This is a genomic window from Kineosporia babensis, from assembly GCF_021129305.1.
Taxonomy (GTDB): domain Bacteria; phylum Actinomycetota; class Actinomycetes; order Actinomycetales; family Kineosporiaceae; genus Kineosporia; species Kineosporia babensis.
The window spans coordinates 225,683-241,234 of the sequence record NZ_JAJOMB010000010.1 but is presented as its reverse complement, the minus strand read 5'-3'; the positions used below and the strand labels follow the sequence as shown (position 1 = coordinate 241,234).

The 15,552-nt window shown below is 69.8% G+C and carries 12 protein-coding genes and 1 pseudogene; 10 read left to right on the top strand and 3 right to left on the bottom strand.

The window, feature by feature from the left end:
* Positions 1 to 87 precede the first annotated feature (87 nt).
* The 4 genes from LR394_RS43060 to nadC are packed head-to-tail and all read left to right on the top strand — an operon-like array spanning position 88 to position 4,572.
* Positions 88 to 1,002 carry a Rossmann-like and DUF2520 domain-containing protein gene (locus LR394_RS43060; RefSeq protein ID WP_231444160.1) on the top strand — a complete coding sequence of 305 codons (915 nt, stop codon included), beginning with the start codon at positions 88 to 90 and terminating at the stop codon, positions 1,000 to 1,002.
* Positions 1,003 to 1,058: 56 nt separating this feature from the next.
* Complete coding sequence (gene panC, locus LR394_RS19995; protein WP_231444158.1) at positions 1,059 to 1,910, top strand: pantoate--beta-alanine ligase; 852 nt, start codon at positions 1,059 to 1,061, stop codon at positions 1,908 to 1,910.
* Positions 1,907 to 3,610: an L-aspartate oxidase gene (locus tag LR394_RS19990; protein ID WP_231444156.1), complete on the top strand. Its 1,704-nt coding sequence runs from the start codon at positions 1,907 to 1,909 to the stop codon at positions 3,608 to 3,610. The genes panC and LR394_RS19990 overlap by 4 nt, the downstream gene beginning before the upstream one ends.
* Before the next feature lie 2 nt (positions 3,611 to 3,612).
* Positions 3,613 to 4,572 carry a carboxylating nicotinate-nucleotide diphosphorylase gene (gene nadC / locus LR394_RS19985; protein WP_231444154.1) on the top strand — a complete coding sequence of 320 codons (960 nt, stop codon included), beginning with the start codon at positions 3,613 to 3,615 and terminating at the stop codon, positions 4,570 to 4,572.
* 58 nt (positions 4,573 to 4,630) lie between these two features.
* Here the strand turns inward: nadC and LR394_RS19980 are convergent, their stop codons facing one another.
* Positions 4,631 to 5,665: a glycosyltransferase family 4 protein gene (locus LR394_RS19980; RefSeq protein ID WP_231444152.1), complete on the bottom strand. Its 1,035-nt coding sequence runs from the start codon at positions 5,663 to 5,665 to the stop codon at positions 4,631 to 4,633.
* 328 nt (positions 5,666 to 5,993) lie between these two features.
* On the opposite strand from LR394_RS19980, the gene LR394_RS19975 reads away from it, so the two are divergent.
* The 6 genes and pseudogenes from LR394_RS19975 (at position 5,994) to LR394_RS19950 (ending at position 13,293) form a co-directional block, all read left to right on the top strand.
* Positions 5,994 to 6,773 (top strand): ANTAR domain-containing protein, encoded by a 780-nt coding sequence (locus LR394_RS19975; protein ID WP_231444150.1) that lies wholly within the window; start codon positions 5,994 to 5,996, stop codon positions 6,771 to 6,773.
* 133 nt (positions 6,774 to 6,906) lie between these two features.
* Entirely contained in the window at positions 6,907 to 8,361 is a 1,455-nt protein-coding gene (gene lysS, locus LR394_RS19970) for a lysine--tRNA ligase (protein WP_269329476.1), read from the top strand.
* Between the two features lie 14 nt (positions 8,362 to 8,375).
* Positions 8,376 to 8,573 (top strand): hypothetical protein, encoded by a 198-nt coding sequence (locus tag LR394_RS19965; RefSeq protein ID WP_231444146.1) that lies wholly within the window; start codon positions 8,376 to 8,378, stop codon positions 8,571 to 8,573.
* 232 nt (positions 8,574 to 8,805) lie between these two features.
* A complete protein-coding gene (locus LR394_RS19960; protein WP_231444144.1) occupies positions 8,806 to 9,138 on the top strand; it encodes a histone-like nucleoid-structuring protein Lsr2 in 333 nt (110 codons plus the stop codon).
* A 947-nt stretch (positions 9,139 to 10,085) separates the two neighbouring features.
* Positions 10,086 to 12,537, top strand: a pseudogene (locus tag LR394_RS19955) (ATP-dependent Clp protease ATP-binding subunit); the annotation flags it as partial.
* A 252-nt stretch (positions 12,538 to 12,789) separates the two neighbouring features.
* Complete coding sequence (locus tag LR394_RS19950) at positions 12,790 to 13,293, top strand: amino-acid N-acetyltransferase (RefSeq protein WP_231444139.1); 504 nt, start codon at positions 12,790 to 12,792, stop codon at positions 13,291 to 13,293.
* On the opposite strand, the gene LR394_RS19945 is transcribed toward LR394_RS19950, so the two are convergent.
* Both LR394_RS19945 and LR394_RS19940 read right to left on the bottom strand, forming a co-directional pair.
* Complete coding sequence (locus tag LR394_RS19945; RefSeq protein WP_231444137.1) at positions 13,288 to 14,259, bottom strand: ATP-binding cassette domain-containing protein; 972 nt, start codon at positions 14,257 to 14,259, stop codon at positions 13,288 to 13,290. The two genes, LR394_RS19950 and LR394_RS19945, sit on opposite strands and share 6 nt — an antisense overlap.
* 107 nt (positions 14,260 to 14,366) lie before the next feature.
* A complete protein-coding gene (locus tag LR394_RS19940; protein ID WP_231444135.1) occupies positions 14,367 to 15,314 on the bottom strand; it encodes an HhH-GPD family protein in 948 nt (315 codons plus the stop codon).
* Positions 15,315 to 15,552: the final 238 nt, after the last annotated feature.

The following is a 15,552-nucleotide window of genomic DNA, read 5'->3' as shown; positions in this document are numbered from 1 at the left end:
CCCTGCCCTGTTCGTACGGAGTCCGGCCCGTGCCGCTGCCCGGCCAGGCAGCCGTACCGGGCGCCGACCGGCGGTTACTCTGCGGAGGTGTCTGAAACCCATAATCCTGCTGACCGCCCGGGCCGACTCGGGGTAGGCGTGATCGGGGCCGGCCGGGTCGGGGCGGTACTCGGCTCGGCCCTGCGCGCGGCCGGGCATGCCGTGGTCGGGGTGAGCGCGGTGTCCGAAGACAGCCTGGAGCGGGCCAACGCGCTGCTGCCCGGGGTGCCGGTGCTGGAGATCCCGGACGTGGTGGAGCGCGCCGAGCTGGTGCTCATCGCGATCCCGGACGACGCTCTGCCGGTGCTGGTCTCCGGCCTGGCCGAGACCGGGGCCTGGCAGCCCGGCCAGCTGCTGGTGCACACCAGCGGGCGCTTCGGCTGGAAGGTGCTGGAGCCGGCGGTCGGCCGCGGGGCGATCCCGCTGGCCCTGCACCCGGCGATGACCTTCACCGGGACCAGCCTGGACCTGAGCCGCCTGGTGGACTGCTGCTTCGGGGTCAGCGCCCCCGGCCCGGTGCTGCCGATCGCCCAGGCCCTGGTGGTGGAGATGGGCGCCGAGCCGGTGGTGATCGCCGAGCAGATGCGCGGGCTCTACCACGCGGCGCTCGCGCACGGCTCGAACCACCTGGTCACCCTGGTCTCTCAGGCGCTCGACCTGCTGCGGGACGCGGGGGTGGAGGATCCGGCCCGGCTGCTGGCGCCGCTGTTGTCGGCCTCGCTGGACAACTCGCTGCGGGCCGGGGACAGCGCGCTGACCGGTCCGGTGGCGCGGGGCGATGCGGGCACCCTGACCTCGCACCTGGCGGCCATCCGGGCGACGGGCGAGAACGGCGAGGGCACGCTGGAGACCTACCGGGCGATGGCCCGGGCCACCGCGGATCGGGCCCTGGCCTCGGGGCGGCTGCCGGTCACCAGTGCCGAGGCGCTGCTTTCGGCGCTGAACTCGCAGCCGGGTGAGTAGCGCGCGTCACGCGCCTGGCCGGCAGGTGGGCGAAAGACGGCGAGTAGGTTAAGGCCATGTCCACAGTTGTGGCTCGCACCCGGGACGAGCTGACCGTAGCCCGCGAGAAGCTGACCGGCACCGTCGCCGTCGTGATGACGATGGGGGCGCTGCATTCCGGGCACGCCGAGCTGGTCCGCCGGGCCCGGCAACGGGCCGACAGCGTGATCGTCACGATCTTCCTGAATCCGCTGCAGTTCGGCCCGAACGAGGACCTGGCCAAGTACCCGCGCACCCTCGAGGCAGACCTCGAGCTGTGCGATCGGGAAGGGGTGGACCTGGTGTTCACGCCCTCGCCGGACGTGATCTATCCCGGTGGAGATCCGGGGGTGAAGATCTCGGCCGGTGCGCTGGGGGCCAAGCTCGAGGGGGCCTCCCGGCCGGGGCATTTCGACGGAGTTCTCACGGTCGTGGCCAAGATGCTGCATCTGACCCGGCCGCAGGTGGCGTTCTTCGGGCAGAAGGACGCCCAGCAGCTGCTGCTGATCCGCCGGATGTCGCAGGACCTGGACTTCGGCTGCGAGATCGTCGCCGTGCCGACCGTGCGGGAGACCGACGGTCTGGCCCTGAGCAGCCGCAACCGCTACCTGACCGAGCTGGACCGGCAGACCGCGCTGGCCCTGTCCAGGGCGCTGCGGGCCGCCGAGGCGGTGCGCAGGCAGGGGCCGAGCGCGGTGCGGCGGGCGGCCCGGGACGTGCTGGTGGCCGAGCCGCTGGTGCTGGTCGACTACCTGGTGCTGGTCGATCCGGCCTCGCTGGACGACGTGCCGGAGTGGTTCCAGGGTGAGGCGGTGCTGCTGGTCGCGGCCAAGGTCGGCACCACCCGGCTGATCGACAACCTGCCGATGGTGGTCGGGGGCCCGGCGTGAGCACCGGCTCGCCGGTGCGGCTGGCGACCCGGCTGGCCACGCCGGCGATCGGCTGGACCAGCCAGGCCGACGTGGTCGTGGTCGGCTCCGGCATCGCCGGTCTGACCGCCGCTCTGCAACTGCGACGCCGGGTGCCCCGGGTGCTTCTGGTGACCAAGACCGTCCTCGATTCTGGTTCTACCCGCTGGGCCCAGGGCGGAATCGCGGCGGCGTTGGCCCCGGAGGACTCGCCGGCCGAGCACCTCGACGACACGCTGGTGGCCGGAGTCGGGCTGTGCGACGAGGACGCCGTACGCGCCCTGGTCACCGAAGGCCCCCAGCGAGTGCGCGAACTCGTCGCGCTGGGTGCGAATTTCGACCTCACGCCGAGCGGCGAGATCGCCTTGACCCGCGAGGGTGGGCATCACCGCGACCGGATCGCGCACGCCGGTGGGGATGCGACCGGAGCCGAGATCTCCCGGGCGCTGATCGCCGCGCTGGAGGCGGTGCGCGACGATCCGGGCATCGAGGTGCTGGAACAGGCCCTGGTGCTCGACGTGCTCACCAGTGCCGACGGAACCGCCTGCGGGGTAACCCTTCACGTCATCGGCGAGGGAAGCCGGGACGGGGTCGGGGCGGCCCTGGGCCGGGCGGTCGTGCTGGCCACCGGCGGTATCGGGCAGGTGTTCCAGTCCTCCACCAACCCCCGCGAGGCCACCGGTGACGGTATTGCCGCGGCGCTGCGGGCGGGTGCCGAACTGGCCGATCTGGAGTTCGTGCAGTTCCATCCGACCGTGCTCTGGCTCGGCCAGAACGCCCGCGGGCAGCAGCCTTTGATCTCCGAGGCGGTGCGTGGCGAAGGTGCGCAGCTGCTCGACGTGAACGGCGTGCGGTTCATGACCGGCGTGCACGAGATGGCCGAACTGGCCCCGCGCGACGTGGTGGCCAAGGCGATCGTCCGGCAGATGGCCGCCACCAGCACTTCTCACGTCTTCCTGGACACCCGGCACCTGGGCCGCAAGTTCTTGCGCAAACGGTTCCCGACGATCGTGAACGCCCTGGCCGGGCACCGTTTCGACCTGGCCGAGGACCTGATCCCGGTGGCTCCGGCCCAGCACTACCACTCCGGCGGGATCCGGGTGGACGCCGACGGCCGTTCCAGCGTGCCCGGGCTCTACGCGGTGGGGGAGTGCTCGTGCACCGGAGTGCACGGGGCGAACCGGCTGGCCAGCAACTCGCTGCTGGAGGGTTTGGTCTTTGCGCACAGAATTGCGGACGATGTCAGCGCGCGGCTCGGGCGCGGGGAACTACCGCAGCTGGAGCCGGTGCCCCGGCCCGGTCCGGCCGGGCTGATCGCCGCCACGGCGCGGGTGAAGGTGCAGCGCGCGGCCTCCTCCGGCCCGGGCGTGATCCGGACTGCGGAGGGCCTGACGAAGGCCACCGCGAGCCTGGCCCGGCTCTCCACTGCCGGTGGCACGGAGGTGCCGGCCGGTGCGGACAAGATCGACATCGCCCACGGGACCGCCGAGTGGGAGACCACCAACCTGCACTCCGTCGCCACTGCCCTGACCCAGGTGGCCGCCCTGCGCGAGGAGACCCGGGGCGGGCACTACCGCGAGGACTTCCCGCAGCGCGACGATGCGGCCTGGCGCGGCCGGCTGATCAGCCGGCTGAACCCGGACGGCGAGCTCGTCACCCGGTACGAACCCTTGGAAGGCTGATCGTGAACCGCTGGGAATCCGAAACCGCTTGGCCCGAGGGCACCCTGGAGGCGCTGATTGCGGCCGGGCTGGACGCGCAGCGGGTGCGCTCGGTGGTCCGCGACGCGCTGGCCGAGGACCTGGGCATCGGCGGGGCCACGGTGGCCGGGGCCGCTGCGGGGCATGACGTGACCAGCGAATCGACCATCGCGGCGGAAGCCGAGGGCACCGCGCACGTGGTGGCCCGGGCGCCGGGCGTGATCGGCGGAATTCCGCTGATCCCGGTGGTTCTCGCCGAGGTGGCGGCCTGGACCGGGCTGCCCGCCGCGCGGGTCGAGCTGTTGCGCAAGGACGGCGATGCGGTGGTGCGGGACGACGTGCTGGCGGTGCTGCACGGCCCGGTGCAGGTACTGCTGATCGCCGAGCGCACCCTGCTCAACCTGGTCTGCCGGACCAGCGGGATCGCCACCCACACCCGGCGCTGGGTGGACGAGCTGACCGGCACCGGGGCGCAGGTGCTGGACACCCGCAAGACCACGCCCGGCCTGCGGATGCTGGAGAAGTACGCGGTGCGCTGCGGCGGCGGCACGAACAAGCGGATGGGCCTGTACGACGTCGCGATGGTGAAGGACAACCACAAGATCGCGGCCGGTTCGGTGGCCGGGGCCTACCGGCGGGTGCGCGAGCGCTTCCCCGAGGTCGCGGTGCAGGTCGAGGTGACCACCCCGGCCGAGGCGGTCGAGGCGGTGCGGGTGGGCGCCCGGTTCCTGCTGATGGACAACATGTCCACGGCGGTCCTGGCCGAAAGCGTGCAGCAGGCCCGGCAGGCCACCGCGGAGCGGATCGAGATCGAGGCCACCGGCGGGCTCACGCTGGAGGTGGCCGCCGCCTACGCCCGCACCGGCGTCGACTACCTCTCGGTCGGCGGCCTGACCCACTCGTCCCCGATTCTCGACCTCGCCGTGGACCTCCTCGACGAGTGACCTCAGCGGTCCCGTCCACCGGGTTCGGCGGACGGGACTGCTAGGCCTGGAGCGGTTCTCAGGCCTTTTCGGCCAGGAGCCGCTCGTAGTTGTTGCGCAGCCACTCGGCCACCTTCACCCGCTCGTTGAACCGGGCGGTCGGGTCGGCGCGGACAACCTCGCCGGCCGCCACCGCCTTGCCGAAGGCGGCGGCCAGCGAGGCCACGTCCGGCACTCCGGCGCCGTCGCAGGCGTAGGCCAGGCCCCCGGCCAGCGGCTGCTGCTGGGCGGCGTGGTTGGCGGCCGGCATGATCGCCTGGGTACCCAGGTCGAAGCAGGCCTCCGGCCACACCGAGTGCGAGCCGAAGAAGGGCGGTACCAGGGCAGCGTCGAGACCGAAGATGTTGTCCCAGAGCTGGGAATCGGTCATCGGCCGGTGCGCCTTCACGGTGCCCCCGGCGGCCTGCACCAGCCGGTCGATCTCGCGGATGGTGGCCGGGTCGTAGCGGGTGGAGTCGGAGTCCAGCAGGTGGTCGTGGGCGAACACCACCAGCCGGACCTGAGCCACCTCCCGGGCGGCCTGGGCCAGCGCCGCCACCACTGCGACCGGGTCGCTGGGCAACCGCAGGCTGCCCAGGTGCACCCCGACCACGAACGGGCCGTTCTGGCTGCGGGCCGGGCGCTCGCGGCGCATCCGCACGAAGTCCACGGCGTGCGGGTGCGGCTGCACGTCGGCGGCCACCGACCAGCGCCGGGCAATCTCCGCGGCGGCCGGTTCGGTCAGCGTGATCACCTGGTCCGCGGCCGGCAGCAGCACGTCCAGCTGCTGCGCGTACCCCGCCTCGTCCAGGCCGGTCGGATCGCTCAGGTGGTACGCGGTGACCACCAGCGGACGGCCGGCCCGGCGGGTGGCCTCGACCGCGGCCTGCGCGTGCTCGGCGTTCATCCGGGGGGCCAGGGCGTGCACGTGGACGACCTGCATGTCGTCGAGATTGCTGGCCAGCCAGGCCGGATCGAACGCCGCGGGCGGGCGCGGGGCGGAGCCGGGCATCTGCACGGTGGGCCGGTGCACACCGTCCACACCCTCGGGATGGCCCAGGTGCCGGACGTACACACCACGTCCGGGTAGTGCGGCGACGCGGATGATCGTGCGACCCTCCCACTCGGGAGATGCACGACGTCGCTTACGGGAGGGGGACACAGGCGCCTCTCGGGAGGTCTTGCTGACACCGACGGGTGAGGAACTCGCGCCTGTCCTGGACGAGGTGGTCACCATAACCTGATCAACTTCCTCTCTTCGACCCGAAGCTGCGTCGCAGCGGAAGTCGGCCGCCGGACCTTCCTTACCGTTCGAGCCTGGCAGCTGTGATCGCTTTGCGCGCGCTGAAGCCCGATGCTTGACTACCGGCGGTCGTCCGGCCGCCGCGGCGAAAGGATCTTCTTTGACCATCCGCGAGTTCGGGAACGAACTGCTGACAAGCCTTCTCGAGTTCACGCTGCAGTCCGTGCCGGGAAGTCTGGGTGTCGGGCTGAGTGTGGCGACGGACAGCCGGGACGAGGGCGGCACCCCCAAGACGGTGGCCGCGATCGGGGTGGCCACCGAGCTCGACACCGCGCAGTGGAAACATGCACACGGGCCGATCTGGGAGTCGTTCCGCAAGGACAATGTGGTGAGCCGGCCCGCCGGCGAGGGCGAAAGCACCGGTCTGGAGGGCCTGCCCGACGTCCAGGAGTCGGTGCTGGAGCAGGTGCGCGGGGCGATCTTCGTGCCCGGCGAGTTCGGCTCCGACCTGCCCACGGTGTTCTCGGTCTACCTGGACCGGGCGCCGGACGATCGGGTGCTGCGCGAGATCGACCGCTACGAGCCGCTGGTGACCCAGGCCCTGGCCGTGGTCGAGTACTGCGCCGGCGAGGAGCAGGTGGCCCAGCAGATGCTGCAGATGACCCAGTACCGCCGGGTCATCGAGCAGGCGAAAGGGCTGGTGATGGGCGCGATCGGGGCCGACGCCCCGGCCGCCTTCGCGGCCCTGGCCCGGGCCAGCCAGCACTTCAACATCCGGCTGCGGAATCTGGCCGTGGCGCTGGTCGAGCACGTCGGCGGCCAGGATGCCGAGCACCCGGAGGACCCGGAACTGGTGGTCCGCCCGACCCCGGCCGAGCGGGAGACCGCGGCCCGGATCTGGGCGGCCCTGACCACCAGCGCCATCCTGGAGCAGACCTGAGGGCGTCCGGGGGTTGACGGCGGGGCGTAAAAACGCTTAGGCGGGCCGTCTAGGATGACTTGCCGTGACCGAACAGCAGGCATCCCACCAGGCAGAAGCGCCCGTCCCGAACGGGGAGGACCTACCCGAGCAGATGCGGATCCGCTCGGAGAAGCGGGCGCGCATCCTGTCCGGGGGCAAGCCGGTCTACCCGGTCCAGGTCGAGCGCACGCATTCCCTCGCCGAGATCCGCGCCGCCCACGGCGAGCTGGAGACCGGCGCCTCCAGCGGCGAGATCGTCTCGGTGGCGGGGCGGGTGATGCGTTTCCGCGACGCCGGCAAGCTCTGCTTCGCCGTGCTGCAGGACGGTGACGGCTCCCAGTTGCAGGTGATGGTCACCGCCAACGGGGTCGGCGCCGAGGCCCTGGCCGCCTTCAAGTCCGACGTCGACCTGGGTGACTTCGTCTCGGTGCACGGCGAGGTGATCTCGTCCAAGCGTGGTGAGCTGTCGGTGATGGCCGACCGCTGGGCCCTGGCGGCCAAGGCACTGCGCCCACTTCCGGTGCTGCACAAGGAGATGTCCGAGGAAGCCCGGGTCCGCCAGCGGTACGTCGACCTGATCGTGCGCCCGGCCGCGCGCGATGTGGTCCGTACCCGGGCGGCAGTGGTGCGCTCGCTGCGCGAGACCTTCCACGCCCGTGAGTTCATCGAGGTCGAGACCCCGATGCTGCAGACCCTGCACGGCGGCGCCGCGGCCCGGCCGTTCAGGACCCACATGAACGCCTTCGACCTGGAGCTGTTCCTGCGGATCGCCCCGGAGCTGTTCCTCAAGCGCGCGGTGGTCGGCGGCATCGACCGGGTGTTCGAGATCAACCGCAACTTCCGCAACGAGGGCGCGGACTCCACGCACTCCCCGGAATTCGCGATGATCGAGGCCTACGAGGCCTACGGCAACTACGACACGATGGCCGAGCTGACCCGCTCGCTGGTGCAGTCCGCCGCGCTCGCGGTGGCCGGCAGCACCACCGTGACCCTGGCCGACGGCACCGACTACGACCTGGGCGGGGACTGGCAGCAGGTCACCATGTACGGCTCGCTGAGCCAGGCCGCGGGCCGCGAGATCACCGCCGCCACCGAACGGGCCGAGCTGGTCGAGCTGGCCGCCAAGCACGACGTGAAGGTCGAGCCCTGGTACGGCCCCGGCAAGCTCGCCGAGGAGCTGTTCGAGGAGCTGGTGGTGCCGGACCTGTACGCGCCGACCTTCGTGCGCGACTACCCGGAGGAGACCTCCACGCTGGTCGCCCCGCACCGCAGCACGCCCGGGGTGACCGAGAAGTGGGACCTGTACGTGCGCTCGTTCGAGCTCGGCACCGGCTACTCGGAGCTGGTCGACCCGGTGATCCAGCGCGAGCGCTTCGTGGCCCAGGCCCAGGCCGCGGCGGCCGGTGACGACGAGGCGATGCGCCTGGACGAGGACTTCCTGCGGGCGATGGAGCACGGCATGCCGCCGACCGGGGGCATGGGCATGGGCCTGGACCGGCTGCTGATGGCCGTCACCGGCCTCGGTATCCGGGAGACGATTCTCTTCCCGTTGGTCAAGCCGGAATAGGCACAGGAGTCGACATGGAGTACGTAGCGGCGATTTTTCCCTCGGTCGGGGTTCTCTTCCTGTTCGTGATCGCGATCCGGGCCATCTTTCAGGCCGACCGGCGTGAGCGCCTGGCCCAGGCGGCGCAGGACCGCCGGGTCGCAGCAGCCGAGAAAACCACGGTTGCGCCGGGGGACAGCCCGGATTCGGCCGGGCCCACTGCCCAGGATTAGGGCACACCTAAGCGTCACCCGTTCGGCCGAACGGGTGACGCAACGGCGAACATGTCGGCGAAGTAGCGGTGAAAGGTTTGAATGCCGCTGCCGGTGGGGACATCTGCTAAGCGCCGGAAAATATGGCCATACTGAGGTGTTGGCTTGACATGCTGGAATGTCGACTCCATCATTCCGATGAATGGGTTCGCCTGCCCGGGGTGGACTCCGGTGGCGTTTCTAGGAGTAATTGATGGCGCAGAAGGTGCAGGTCATTCTTGTTGACGACCTGGACGGGGGCGAAGCCGAGGAGTCGGTGTCGTTCTCGCTGGACGGGGTCAACTATGAAATTGACCTCTCCGCAGCGAATGCGGAGGCATTGCGGGAAGCGATCACGCCGTGGGTGGAGCACGCCCGCAAGATCAGCGGCCGCGCCGCCCGGGGGACCCGTGGTCCGCGAGGCCGTTCCGCCGCCAAGGCCGACCTCGGCGACGTGCGCTCGTGGGCCCGCGAGAACGGTTACCAGGTCAGCGACCGCGGCCGGGTCTCGGCCGAGGTGATGGCCGCCTACGAGGGCGCGCACTAAGCCCTCCTGAGGCCTTTTTCGCCGCGCCTGCGGGCGAGGCGAAAGGGTGAACGACAGCGCCACCCCCGTGGAAATCACGGTGAAGTCGTGGACGGGCGCCGAACCGCCGGACGGTTCGGCGCCCGTCGGCGTTTTGCCGGGAGATTCTTGCGTCCGGACCGGGCGTTTCGGCCGACCGGCAATTCGGGATTTTCCCGAATCGACAGGTCGTGGTGAATGGACCGGCCGGGAAAAACCGGTGGTTTAGACCTGCCCGTAACCTTCGGTCGGCGCGGTGGTGACCCGGGGGAGACAAAGCGGTCGGCGCTGTTCTCTTCAGAAGGGGGCGGCGTTCGCCCGGTGAAGGCCTTCTGGTAGATGTCCGCGGGCGTTGTCGATGACAACGTACTTCCGGTGATCGTTCCGGTGCTGGGCGTTGCTTTGCAAGGATTGCTTGTGCAGTGAACGGTGCAATGTCCCGTTCGCTCGGCGCCCGGTTCGGTGATGAGAAATGCGCCCGGGCCGAATTCCGCAGAAGTGTCGTTGGTCATGTTCTGCTGTTGCCCGCGCGCCGGCGGTGCCGCCGAAGGGGTGATCCGGCTGACGCCGGGAAGAAGGCGGATGGCACTCTGGGTACCGAGCTGATCCGGGCCGGTCCACCCGGCCGCCGATCCGGGCCCTCGGCCTCTGGCGGGTCGATCCCCAGGACCGCCCGGCGGTGGTGCCCGGCGGCTCGGGGCCGCGGTGCGGGCCGTAAGGGGGCCGCTTCTGTCCGCCAACAGCGAACATCGAAGTGCTGTGCAGCGAGCCTGGAACACGTAAGGTTCCAGCTCCGTTGGCCGATGCACGGGTGTAGGGACAGTCTCACTCTCAGATCGCAGGGTGTTTCTTTCCGTAGCCCCAGATAGCATCGATAAGGTCAGAGCGAGACCGCAGTCTCACCCCCACTGACCGCACGAGGAGCGCAGATGTTCGAGAGGTTCACCGACCGCGCCCGCCGTGTTGTTGTCCTGGCCCAGGAGGAGGCCAGGATGCTCAACCACAACTACATCGGTACCGAGCACATCCTGCTGGGGCTGATTCATGAGGGCGAGGGAGTCGCAGCCAAGGCGCTGGAGTCCCTCGGCATCTCGCTCGACGCTGTCCGCGAGCAGGTGCAGGAGATCATCGGTCAAGGACAGCAGGCCCCCTCCGGCCACATCCCGTTCACGCCCCGCGCCAAGAAGGTGCTGGAACTGTCGTTGCGGGAAGCGCTCCAGCTGGGGCACAACTACATCGGCACCGAGCACATCCTGCTCGGCCTCATCCGCGAGGGTGAGGGCGTCGCCGCCCAGGTTCTGGTCAAGCTCGGCGCCGACCTCAACCGGGTGCGCCAGCAGGTCATCCAGCTGCTGTCCGGCTACCAGGGCAAGGAGCCGGCCGCGGCCGGCGGTCCGGCCGAGGGCACGCCGTCCGGTTCGCTGGTGCTGGACCAGTTCGGCCGCAACCTTACGCAGGCCGCCCGCGAGGGCAAGCTCGACCCGGTGATCGGCCGGGAGAAGGAAATCGAGCGGGTCATGCAGGTGCTGTCGCGGCGCACCAAGAACAACCCGGTCCTGATCGGTGAGCCCGGGGTCGGTAAGACGGCGGTGGTCGAGGGCCTGTCCCAGGCGATCATCAAGGGCGAGGTGCCCGAGACGCTGAAGGACAAGCAGCTGTACACGCTTGACCTCGGTGCCCTGGTGGCCGGCTCGCGCTACCGCGGTGACTTCGAGGAGCGCCTGAAGAAGGTGCTCAAGGAGATCCGCACCCGCGGCGACATCATCCTGTTCATCGACGAGATCCACACCCTGGTGGGTGCGGGTGCCGCCGAGGGCGCGATCGACGCCGCCAGCATCCTGAAGCCGATGCTGGCCCGCGGTGAGCTGCAGACCATCGGCGCGACCACGCTGGACGAGTACCGCAAGCACATCGAGAAGGACGCCGCCCTGGAGCGCCGGTTCCAGCCGGTCCAGGTGCAGGAGCCCTCGCTGGCCCACGCCATCGAGATCCTCAAGGGCCTGCGCGACCGCTACGAGGCGCACCACCGGGTCTCGATCACCGACGCGGCCCTGGTCGCGGCGGCGACGCTGGCCGACCGGTACGTCAACGACCGGTTCCTGCCGGACAAGGCGATCGACCTGATCGACGAGGCCGGCGCCCGGTTGCGGATCCGCCGGATGACCGCTCCGCCGGACCTGCGCGAGTTCGACGAGAAGATCGCGCAGACCCGCCGGGACAAGGAGTCCGCGATCGACGCGCAGGACTTCGAGAAGGCGGCCTCGCTGCGCGACGGCGAGAAGAAGCTGCTGGCGGCCAAGGCCGAGCGCGAGAAGCAGTGGAAGGCCGGCGACATGGACGTGGTCGCCGAGGTCGACGAGGAACTGATCGCCGAGGTCCTGGCCACGGCGACCGGTATCCCGGTGTTCAAGCTCACCGAGGAGGAGACCACGCGTCTGCTCCGGATGGAAGACGAGCTGCACAAGCGGATCATCGGCCAGACCGACGCGGTCAAGGCGATGTCCCAGGCGATCCGGCGTACCCGTGCGGGTCTGAAGGACCCGAAGCGTCCCGGTGGCTCGTTCATCTTCGCCGGCCCGACCGGTGTGGGTAAGACCGAGCTGGCCAAGGCGCTCGCCGAGTTCCTGTTCGGCGACGAGGACTCGCTGATCCAGCTGGACATGTCCGAGTTCTCGGAGAAGCACACGGTCTCCCGGCTCTTCGGTTCGCCCCCCGGCTACGTGGGCTACGAAGAGGGTGGCCAGCTCACCGAGAAGGTGCGCCGCAAGCCGTTCTCCGTCGTGCTGTTCGACGAGGTGGAGAAGGCCCACCCGGACATCTTCAACTCGCTGCTGCAGATCCTGGAGGACGGTCGCCTGACCGACTCCCAGGGCCGCATGGTCGACTTCAAGAACACTGTGATCATCATGACGACGAACCTGGGTACCCGGGACATCGCCAAGGGTGTGCAGCTGGGCTTCCAGTCGGGCAGCGACACGAAGACCAGCTACGAGCGGATGAAGGCGAAGGTCGCGGAGGAGCTCAAGCAGCACTTCCGGCCGGAGTTCCTCAACCGTGTCGACGACACCATCGTGTTCCCGCAGCTGTCGCAGGACGAGATCATCCAGATCGTCGACCTGATGATCGCCAAGGTGGACGAGCGTCTGAAGGACAAGGACATGGGCCTCGAGCTCACGCCTGCCGCGAAGATCGCTCTGGCCGTCAAGGGATACGACCCGGTGCTGGGCGCCCGGCCGCTGCGCCGCGCGATCCAGCGCGAGATCGAGGACACGCTGTCCGAGAAGATCCTCTACAGCGAACTCAAGGCCGGCCAGATCGTGCTGGTCGACGCGGAAGGCAAGCCGGAGACGGCGCACTTCAGCTTCCGCGGGGTTCCGAAGGGCGGATCGATCCCGGAGCTCGCGGGTGCCACCGAGAAGGGTGCTCCGCCGGCCAACGGCGAAGCGGCCTCCTGATCGGCTGACCGCAGCACTACCCACGGCGAAGGCCGGGACCCCGCAAGGGGTTCCGGCCTTCGGCCGGTTTGCTGCTCGGAGACGTGCGTAGGTGAGGTCACCACGATCGGTGCGCACACCGTCTAAAAGCAGTGGTTTTCCGGTGTCCCCGAGGGGGAGCACGTGGGAGCATCGACGAGTGGCTGAGTTTCGTGTCCGGCGTGCCCGTACTACCGATGTCCCCACGATCGCGGGCCTGGTCTCCGGCTATGCCGACCAGCGCATCCTGCTGAACAAGGAACGCGTCACGTACTACGAGGACGTGCAGGAGTTCCGGGTCGCGGTGGACGCCGACGACCAGGTGATCGGCTGCGGGGCCGTGCACGTGCTCTGGGAAGACCTCGCCGAGGTGCGCACGCTCGCGGTCTCGGCAGCCTGGCGGGGCAGCGGGGTCGGGCACGCCCTGCTGGACACCCTGATCGAGCAGGCCACCGACCTCGGGGTGGCCCGGCTGTTCTGCCTGACCTTCGAGGTGAAGTTCTTCGAGCGCCACGGTTTTCGGGAGATCGAGGGAACGCCGGTGGCGCCCGAGGTCTACGCCGAGATGCTGCAGTCGCGCGACGAGGGGGTGGCCGAGTTCCTCGATCTGGCCCGGGTCAAGCCGAACACCCTGGGCAACTCGCGCATGCTCCGCGAGCTATAAGGCCAGCCGGCGGACCAGCTCCGAGACGTCCGGCTCCTCCAGGGTGAGATTGCGTACGGAAGCTCGGGAGACTACGTCTGCAAGCACTTTCGCCGTCGTGGTCTGCCCGGGGGTAATGCCGATCCGCTGACGTAGGCCGTTGGCCTCGATCGCGATCAGGTCGGTGCCGGGCAGTTCGTCGAGCCGGTCGGTGGGGGCCATCAGGTCCACCACCAGCACCCGCTCGGTGCCCAGGAGTTCGCTCAGCGCGGGCACATTCCCGTCGAAGCCGATCCGGCCGTCCACGCCGACCAGCAGCCGGGGGCAAAGGGATTCGACGTCGGCCAGATCGCTGGTGGCCACCAGCAGGGTGCGCCCTCGCATCCGGTTCTCCTGGCGTAGAACCGAGCGGATTCGCTCCTTGCCGGCCGCATCCATACCCCGGGTCGGCTCGTCCAGGATCAGCAGTTCCGGATCGGGCATCAGGGCGGCCACCAGTTCGGCGCGCCGATGCTGGGCCGGGGTCAGATCGCCGACGGGGGTACGCAGAACCCGGGTGAGCTCAAGGCGCTCGGCCAGTTCGGTCCGGCGGGCCTTTTCGTTGTGCAGGTCGAAGTACTGACCGAGCATGGCCAGGGCATCGCCCAGGGGGAGGTCGGGCCAGAGCTGGGAGTGCTCGTTGACGATGGCGCCGACCCGGCCCTTCAGCTTGCCCTGGTCGGCGGCCGGGTTCAGGCCCAGCACCGAGACCGAGCCGAACGCCGGGGTGTGCAGACCGGTGGCGAGCTTGGCCAGGCTGGTCTTGCCCGAGCCCGAGGCCAGCAGCAGACCTACCGCTTCACCGGGATCGACGGTGAACGACAGGCCGTCGAAGATCTGCCGCCGGCGGCGCAGGAAACCCTGGCGGGCGGCAAAGGCAACGTGGTCAACGACGAGCGCAGGAGCATTCTGGGCAGGCTCGTGCTTTCCCCCGTCACTGTGGACCACGTGCTGAGGTTAGCGAAGATTTAAGGCGGTCAGATAGTAGCCGTAACGTATGCACCGTGTATCCCGTATGGGTGTTTCTACCCGGTCGGGGGTGCATGATTCTTCGCTCAGGCGGGGAGCTGGTAATGATCGCCGGGAAGTGGTTCGACCAGACCGTCTTCGATCAGGCCGGACAGGCAGCGGGAGCGCTGGTTCGGATCCCGCAGGGCGCTGTCGGGCACTTCGATCACCAGCTGAGGGTGCGACAACGGTTCCTTGCTGCTTCGTAATGCGGCCATCAGTGCGCCGCGGATCTGCCGATCGGTGCCGGCCCAGGCCTGGCCCTTACGCGCCGGGCCGGTGTGCGGAGGGGATCCCGCCAGACGCCAGGCGCACTGCTGGGAGACGGGGCACTCGGCGCACTTGGGGGAGCGGGCAGTGCAGACCAGGGCGCCGAGTTCCATCACGGCCACGGCCCAGACGTGGGCGCGCTGCTCGGGCAGGAGCTCCGTGGCGAGTTTGGTCTCGGCGGCGGTGACGGCGGTCGGCGGGTACTCGATGCCGGTGACCGTGCGGGCGAAGACCCGGCGCACGTTGGTGTCGAGCACGGCGTGACGCTGGCCGAAGGCGAAGCTGGCCACGGCTGCTGCGGTGTAGGAGCCGATGCCGGGAAGGGCGAGCAGCTCGGCGTGGTCGCTCGGGACCTCGCCGTTGTGCTTCTCCACGATGGCCTGGGCGGCCGCGTGCAGGCGCAGCGCTCGCCGGGGGTAACCGAGTCGGCCCCACGCGCGGATAATGTCGGCGGGGGAGGCCTGGGCCAGGTCGGCCGGGGTGGGCCAGCGCTCTACCCACTCGCGCCAGATCGGCAGCACCCGGACGACCGGGGTCTGCTGCAGCATGATCTCGCTGATCAGGATGTGCCAGGCGGGGCAGCCGGGTTCGCGCCAGGGCAGATCCCGCTGGTTGGCCTCGTACCAGGCGATGATCGGGGTGTGGAGCGGGTTTTGGTTCTTGCTTGCGGACGTTGTGGTGCCCTTGGTCCGGGTGGCTTTGGCTGAGGCGGTGGTGGGCGTCATGGGTGGCGCTTCCCGGGGTGGTGGTCGGCGTGGGGGGTGCTTGGTGCTGCCGGCGGCCATGGCCATGATCGGGAAGACAAAGCAACGCTATGAGGGGTTTTGTCTTCCCGGTCCTGAGCGAACCGGGCGCGGGTGGACTGGATCCGGCGGTGGGCGAACTGGCCGAAGGCGGTTCGCCTTCTGGTTTTGGCGCTGGACCCGCTCGCTGCGCCGGTGGGACGGGCGCTTTGGTGAGTTG